7 protein-coding genes, 1 tRNA gene and 1 rRNA gene are annotated in these 6,658 nt (G+C 51.3%); 4 read left to right on the forward strand and 5 right to left on the reverse strand.

Annotated elements, in window-relative coordinates:
- Window positions 1–75 precede the first annotated feature (75 nt).
- A complete protein-coding gene (locus ACF8D4_RS16580; RefSeq protein WP_025888165.1) occupies window positions 76–510 on the reverse strand; it encodes a rhodanese-like domain-containing protein in 435 nt (144 codons plus the stop codon).
- A 228-nt stretch (window positions 511–738) separates the two neighbouring features.
- On the opposite strand from ACF8D4_RS16580, the gene gpmM reads away from it, so the two are divergent.
- From gpmM to ACF8D4_RS16600, 4 genes are read left to right on the forward strand one after another with little or no spacing between them, the layout of a single operon-like run.
- Window positions 739–2,280 carry a 2,3-bisphosphoglycerate-independent phosphoglycerate mutase gene (gene gpmM / locus ACF8D4_RS16585; protein ID WP_107111780.1) on the forward strand — a complete coding sequence of 514 codons (1,542 nt, stop codon included), beginning with the start codon at window positions 739–741 and terminating at the stop codon, window positions 2,278–2,280.
- Between the two features lie 10 nt (window positions 2,281–2,290).
- Window positions 2,291–3,427, forward strand: coding sequence for a murein hydrolase activator EnvC family protein (locus tag ACF8D4_RS16590; RefSeq protein ID WP_392468851.1), 1,137 nt, complete (start codon window positions 2,291–2,293; stop codon window positions 3,425–3,427).
- 32 nt (window positions 3,428–3,459) lie between these two features.
- Complete coding sequence (locus ACF8D4_RS16595; protein WP_115389549.1) at window positions 3,460–4,665, forward strand: S41 family peptidase; 1,206 nt, start codon at window positions 3,460–3,462, stop codon at window positions 4,663–4,665.
- Window positions 4,666–4,680: 15 nt separating this feature from the next.
- A complete protein-coding gene (locus ACF8D4_RS16600) occupies window positions 4,681–5,430 on the forward strand; it encodes a divergent polysaccharide deacetylase family protein (RefSeq protein WP_071237642.1) in 750 nt (249 codons plus the stop codon).
- On the opposite strand, the gene ACF8D4_RS16605 is transcribed toward ACF8D4_RS16600, so the two are convergent.
- The 4 genes from ACF8D4_RS16605 to rrf form a co-directional block, all read right to left on the reverse strand.
- Window positions 5,431–5,883: an Rrf2 family transcriptional regulator gene (locus tag ACF8D4_RS16605; RefSeq protein ID WP_025888161.1), complete on the reverse strand. Its 453-nt coding sequence runs from the start codon at window positions 5,881–5,883 to the stop codon at window positions 5,431–5,433.
- Window positions 5,884–5,892: 9 nt separating this feature from the next.
- On the reverse strand, window positions 5,893–6,147 hold the full coding sequence (locus ACF8D4_RS16610; RefSeq protein ID WP_025010846.1) for a YkgJ family cysteine cluster protein: 255 nt from the start codon (window positions 6,145–6,147) through the stop codon (window positions 5,893–5,895).
- Window positions 6,148–6,388: 241 nt separating this feature from the next.
- A tRNA-Asp gene (locus ACF8D4_RS16615) sits at window positions 6,389–6,465 on the reverse strand.
- A gap of 37 nt (window positions 6,466–6,502) precedes the next feature.
- Window positions 6,503–6,618: ribosomal RNA gene (gene rrf / locus ACF8D4_RS16620) — 5S ribosomal RNA — on the reverse strand.
- Between the last annotated feature and the right edge of the window lie 40 nt (window positions 6,619–6,658).

A 6,658-nucleotide genomic window follows, 5' to 3' on the forward strand; every position in this document is an offset into this window, starting at 1 on the left:
TGCCGGTTGCCACTTCAGCATGGCCCACTCTACTAATAGAAGGGCGCAGGATGCAATGACAACCGCCGACACTCATTATCTTTTGCTTTTGGACACAGGCATATTTGCTGCCTGCCAATCACCCATACCACCTTTGAGGTTAAAGACTTTTTCAAAGCCTTGCTTAACCAAAATCTGAGCCGCTTGAGATGAGGTCATGCCAGCGTTGCATACCAGTATAATGGGTGTGGTTTTGTACTTTTCAAGGTTAGCGATTTGATTATTTTTGATGTCGGCCATAGGTACATTCTGGGCATTGATAATATGCGCCTTACGGAAGTCGGCATTAGCACGCACATCTATCACCTTGGCATCTTCTTTATTCATCAGGAAAATCGCCTGCTGATGATCAACGGTTTTAACCTTGGAGAAGCCGGATTTGAACAGGGTTACCACCACGGCTATAAACAAACCTACCCAGGCCAGGCTCAGCATGGGGTGGGCTTTAAGAAACTCTACATATTCCTGCATTTTTAACTGCCTGTTATCTATTGGGCCATTTAGGACAAGCGCAGAGTATACCCAGAGGCCAGGCAGATTGCAGCTGTTTCACAGCAGTTTTGCCCCTTGAGTCGGCGTTAAGGCGCGGTCCGCCCTATTATCACAATCGGGGCAAATGGCTTTTGCCCTCAGGACAGACGTAGTAATATTTAACCAATTTCAGATTTGACCGATTCTTTCAACTTTACAGGTATCAACATGAAGACAAGCAAACGTCCTTTGGCACTGCTTATTCTGGACGGCTGGGGTTATCGTGAGGGCACGCATATGAATGCCGTCCATCACGCCAACACTCCGGTTCTCGACAGACTCAACGCCGAATACGCCCACAGTTTGATTTCCGGCTCAGGTAAAGATGTAGGTTTGCCTGACGGGCAGATGGGCAACTCTGAAGTGGGCCATATCAATATTGGTTCCGGCCGTATCGTTTATCAGGAACTGACCCGCATCACCAAGGCCATTGAAGATGGCGAATTTGAGCAAACCCAAGCACTTATCGAGGCGGTCGACGCTGCCATCAAGGCAGACGGCGCAGTACACATCATGGGACTGTTGTCACCCGGCGGTGTTCACAGCCATGAAGATCATCTTGAAGCCATGTGCCGCATGGCCGTCAAGCGCGGTGCCAAGCAGGTTTACCTGCACGCCTTCCTCGATGGGCGTGATACCCCGCCACGCAGCGCCAAAGCCAGCCTGGAACGCTTCGACAAACTGTTTGCCGAATTGGGCCGAGGTCGCATAGCCTCCATCGTTGGCCGCTACTATGCCATGGACAGGGACAACCGTTGGGACCGAGTCTCCCAAGCCTACGATCTGATCACTCAAGGTCAGGGGAAATACAGTGCCGACTCTGCCGTAGCCGCATTGGAAGCTGCCTATGACCGCGATGAAAACGATGAGTTTGTTGCCGCAACTGCGATTCTGGATCAAGGTAAGGCCACAACACTGCACGATGGCGATGCGCTGATTTTCATGAACTTCCGTGCCGACCGCGCCAGACAGATCACCCGCGCCTTCGTCAATCCGGATTTCGATGGTTTTGAACGCGCAGTGACGCCCAAGGTTAACTTTGTCATGCTCACCGAGTATGCCGCCGATATCAAAGCCCCAGTAGCCTTCCCATCGGAAGACCTGGTCAACACTCTGGGCGAAGTACTGCAGAATCGCGGCCTGACCCAGCTGCGTATTTCAGAAACCGAGAAATACGCCCACGTAACCTTCTTCTTCAATGGCGGTAAAGAACAACCATTTGAGGGTGAAGACCGTATTCTGATCAATTCACCCAAAGTCGCTACCTATGACTTGCAACCTGAGATGAGTTCGACAGAGCTGACAGATAAGTTGGTTGAAGCTATTGAATCAACTAAATATGATGTCATTATCTGTAACTACCCCAACGGTGACATGGTAGGTCATACCGGCAAGTTTGATGCTGCGGTCAAGGCTTGCGAAGCTGTAGATGCCTGCATAGGCCGAGTAGTGGACGCACTGGCCAAGGTAGATGGTGAGTGCATTATCACTGCCGACCACGGCAACGCCGAGCAGATGGTGGACGAAACCACAGGCCAGGCTCATACCGCCCACACCAGTGAGCTGGTGCCCTTTCTCTATGTCGGTCGCAAGGCCACAATCGATGAAGGTGGCCGCCTGAGTGATATCGCACCAACCATGCTGACACTGATGGGACAGAGCATTCCTGACGAAATGACAGGGCGTCCGTTAATCCATACAAAAGAGTAACACTGACCCGGTGCAGAAGCGTATTTTAGCCAAAGCCAGCATACTTGCTGGCTTTCTCGTGTTTTCCTCTCAGCTGCAGGCATCCGATCTGGAGCGGCGTCAGTCCGAGTTAAAGGCACTGCAATCCCAGATCACCGCCCAGCAAAACGCTCTGAGAGACACAGGCAAACAGCGGGAAAAACTGCTGCAACTGCTGAAAAAAGACGAGCAGGCTATCGCAGATGCCGCCCGTAAGGTCAACCAAACTGAAAATGCTCTCAGCGATGCCGAAAAGCGTCTCTCCGAGCTGAAGCAAAGAGCCGCACAGCTGGACAAGCTCAAAGAAAGCCAACAGCAAACCCTGGCCAAACAGCTAACCAGTGCTTATCTCGCCGGGAATCATGATTACAGTAAGATGCTGCTCAACCAGCAAGACCCGGCCACCATAGAACGGATGCTGGCCTACTATGACTTTCTCAACAAGGCCAGAATGCAGGCCATAGAACAACTGAAACAAACCCGCCAGGAATTGTCGGCGGTACAGCAGAGCGAGCAGCAGGAACGCAATCGACTCAACAAGCTGGTACTGGATCAAAAGGCTCAATCCAAGCGCTTCAATCAAGAACAGGATCAGCGACAACGGACATTGAAAGAACTGCAACGCACCATCAGCAGTAAGGCCTCAGAACTGGAGCAACTGCAGATAGAAGAAGCCTCGCTGAAACGGGTTGTAGAGCAAGCCCTGGCTGCCATGCGTGATAGCCCAAGCATGGATGGATTGGCCAAGTCCCGCGGCTCACTCAATTGGCCCACCAAGGGCAGGATCAAAAACAGCTTTGGCAGTCAGCGCTCCGGCAATGTGCGCTGGAAAGGTGTCATGTTATCGGCCCCGGAGGGCCAGTCTATCAGTGCCGTAGCCGCCGGCAAGGTGATCTATGCCGACTGGCTGCGCGGTTTTGGTATGGTGTTGGTTGTCGACCATGGCAAAGGCTTTATGAGCCTTTATGGCCATGCCCAGGCATTGCTGAAAGATGCAGGAGATACGGTCAAGGCCGGCGAAGCCGTGGCACTGGTAGGACGTTCCGGAGGACAAACCGAGCCTGGCCTATACTTTGAAATAAGGCATAAGGGGCAAGCTGTCGATCCGGCAAATTACTGTCGGCGTTAATCATCAGCCCCCTGCACTTCAAAGGGGGCAACATGGGCAACTCTATTCGCAACCTGCTGTATATCGGTCTTGGTATAGTCATGGGAATCTCTCTCAGCCTGGCTAGCCACGAAAACTTTCCCAAACCCAACCACACTCACGAGCTTTCATTACTGCTGGATGTGATGGATACAGTGGAAACCTACTACGTCAGGGACATCAGCCGCAGGGAGCTTGTCGACGCCGCCATTGAAGGCATATTTCAACAGCTCGACCCTTATTCCAGTTTTCTGAAACCCGAGCAGATGAACAGCCTCAGGGACAGCAACCGAGGGGAATACTTCGGCTACGGCTTTGAAGTGTCCACCGAAGGGGAAAAACTCAGAATTATCGCGCCTTTTCCCGGTTCTCCGGCCGAACAAGCCGGGATCATGGCCGGCGATATTGTTACTGCCGTCAATGGAGAGAGTATTGCCAAGCAGTCTCTGGAAGAAGTGCTTAGCCAAATAAAGCACTTCAGCAGCAGCAACCGTGAGTTATCGCTGCAGCTCCATCATGCTCACTCAGATGTCAGCTTTGAAGTCAGCCTTAAACCGGCCACTATCAGCGTCCACTCTGTGCTTGGGAAAATGCTGACCAACGACATTGGCTATATTCGCCTGGCAAGTTTTCAGGAAGATTCAACCCGCGACATAGTCCACCTGTTGAGCGAGTGGCAACAGCAGCCACTAAATGGTTTGATTCTGGATTTGCGCAACAATCCCGGAGGCTTGCTGGATCAAGCGATTCGAATTGCCGATCTGTTTCTGGATAAAGGCCGTATAGTCGCCACCGAAGGGCGCTTCTTCGATGCCAACTCAGATTATTATGCATCTCCGCAAACCATGCTGGCCGGCGTGCCCATATTAGTGCTGATCAATCGCGGTTCAGCTTCAGCATCCGAAGTGCTGGCGGCGGCGCTGCAGGAGAACAACCGTGCCAAGGTGATAGGTGAAACCAGCTTCGGTAAAGGTACGGTACAAAGCCTGATCCCAACACTTGTCGATGGTAATGCCATCAAGCTGACCATAGCCCGCTATACCACACCCAAGGGCCAGGATATCAACGCCAAAGGGGTTGAACCCGATATAAAAATCGCACCCAATACTGTTTCCGATAACAAAACTGTGCCTATAATCGACCTCATATCTCCCCATGCAGATACCGCCAGCGATAGAGCCATCAACTCGGCGGTGGCATGGATACAATCAAATAAATAAAATTAAATATAAAACGTGCGCTATTGTTTTTACTTACTACTGCTGGTCGTAAGTTGCTCCCCCGCGTGGGGAGCCAGACTGGCAATCGTTATCGATGATATAGGTTACCGCCATACAGATGAGGCCGCCCTGTCCTTGCCTTCAGCTGTGACCTTGTCTGTATTGCCACATACCCCTCTCGGGCAACAACTGGCTCGCCAGGCTCACAGCAAAGGCCACGAAATCATGGTGCACCTCCCCATGCAGGCGCTTAACGGCAAGGCCATGGGGCCTGGTGGGCTCAACAACCAGATGTCAGAAACCGAGTTCAAAGCAACCCTCAAGAGAGCTTTGCAGAGCGTGCCCTTTGCCAGGGGAAGTAACAACCATATGGGGAGTTTGTTGACTCAACTTGAGCAACCTATGGTCTGGTTAATGGAAGTATTGCATCAGGAAGAGCACTTCTTTATCGACAGCGTTACCACACGCTACACCAAGGCGGGAGATAAGGCCGATGCCCTCGGCGTTCCGCTGCTGAGACGTCAGGTGTTCTTGGATAATCAGCTAACCGAGCAGGCTTTCGAAAGACAATTGGACTTGGCAATAGCCAAGGCCCAAAGCGAGGGTGAAGCCTTGATGATAGCTCACCCTTACCCAGAGAGTATGCAGTTCCTCAAGAAGAGACTGCCAGAGCTGGCAAAGATAGGGGTCACTCTGGTGCCGGCTTCCAACTTACTGCCAATCTCGTTGGCCCAGAAGCAGAATACAAGCGGTGAAAAACTCTGACTAGAGTTGCAGTACAGGGATCTCCAGATCCGGCAGCAAGGCTCGCAACTCCTGTTGGTTACTGACAATGTCTGCCAGCGTATAACGGTCGAGCACAGCCAGATAGGCATTCACAGCTTGAGCCAGAACCCCTTTCAGCTGACAAGCAGGAGTCAATCGACAATAAGGCTTGCTGCAATCAATAGGCGCCAGTGAGTTTTCCAGTGCCCTCACCAGTTCGCCGACATTGATCTTCTCCGGAGCCATCCCCAAACGAAAACCACCACTCTTTCCGCGTATAGTTTGCAGATAACCCAGCTTACCCAGGTGATGTACTATTTTGGAGACATGATTAGGTGAAAGATCAAAAACCTCTGTGATCTCTGCGATTCGAAACAAAGTCTCACGCTCCGGTTGAATCGCCAGGTACATAAGAGTTCTTATTCCAAAATCTGTATAACGCGTTAACTGCATCTTTCACCTTCAGGAAGAGGTTTCCACCTCTAAAGAGCCTATCAGCCAGAGCGCCTCTTCGTTGCTGTTACCACATACATCGACCGATGCCGAGAATTCGCTGCACACATCGGGACGTTCAGAGGAACCAAAGAGGCGACATAGATTGTTGTCATCCAGTTGCACACAGCGAACCCCTGCGGGTTTACCTCCCGGCATCCCGGGTATGGCACTACTGATGGAGGGTGCAATACAACAAGCCCCGCAACCGATACGACAATCCACAATCATCACCTGTAATAGAATATGACTATTATAACGACAAAAAATTTTCGGGTAAGTACTCAAGTCACAGACTCAAGCGAATCCTACAGCCAAAGCGAATATAACAATAGCGCTTATGCATTCTCTATAGTCAACCTCAAGGATCTGGGTTCTACAGGTCGCAGGGATGATTCCCAGTAAATTTGCAGAAAAGAATCAAACGAAAAAAGCCTCATCTTTCGATGAGGCTTTCTCTTTAAGTTGGCGGAGCGGACGGGACTCGAACCCGCGACCCCCGGCGTGACAGGCCGGTATTCTAACCAACTGAACTACCGCTCCTTTAGTATCACGCCTTGGCGCACTACTAAAATTGGGCGTCTGGCGATGACCTACTCTCACATGGGGAGACCCCACACTACCATCGGCGCGATTGCGTTTCACTTCTGAGTTCGGGATGGGATCAGGTGGGACCACAATGCTATTGTCACCAGACATATTTGGTAATCTGGAAAGCTGTGCTCTTCTTCAGAGC

The sequence above is a fragment of the Shewanella sp. YQ_9 genome (genome assembly GCF_043103185.1).
GTDB lineage: Bacteria > Pseudomonadota > Gammaproteobacteria > Enterobacterales > Shewanellaceae > Shewanella > Shewanella algae.

Excerpts from the sequence above, each read along its gene's own strand:
- ACF8D4_RS16605 (WP_025888161.1), bottom strand. The coding sequence starts at position 5,883 with ATGCAGTTAACGCGTTATACAGATTTTGGAATAAGAACTCTTATGTAC.
- gpmM (WP_107111780.1), top strand. The coding sequence starts at position 739 with ATGAAGACAAGCAAACGTCCTTTGGCACTGCTTATTCTGGACGGCTGG.
- ACF8D4_RS16595 (WP_115389549.1), top strand. The coding sequence starts at position 3,460 with ATGGGCAACTCTATTCGCAACCTGCTGTATATCGGTCTTGGTATAGTC.
- ACF8D4_RS16580 (WP_025888165.1), bottom strand. The coding sequence starts at position 510 with ATGCAGGAATATGTAGAGTTTCTTAAAGCCCACCCCATGCTGAGCCTG.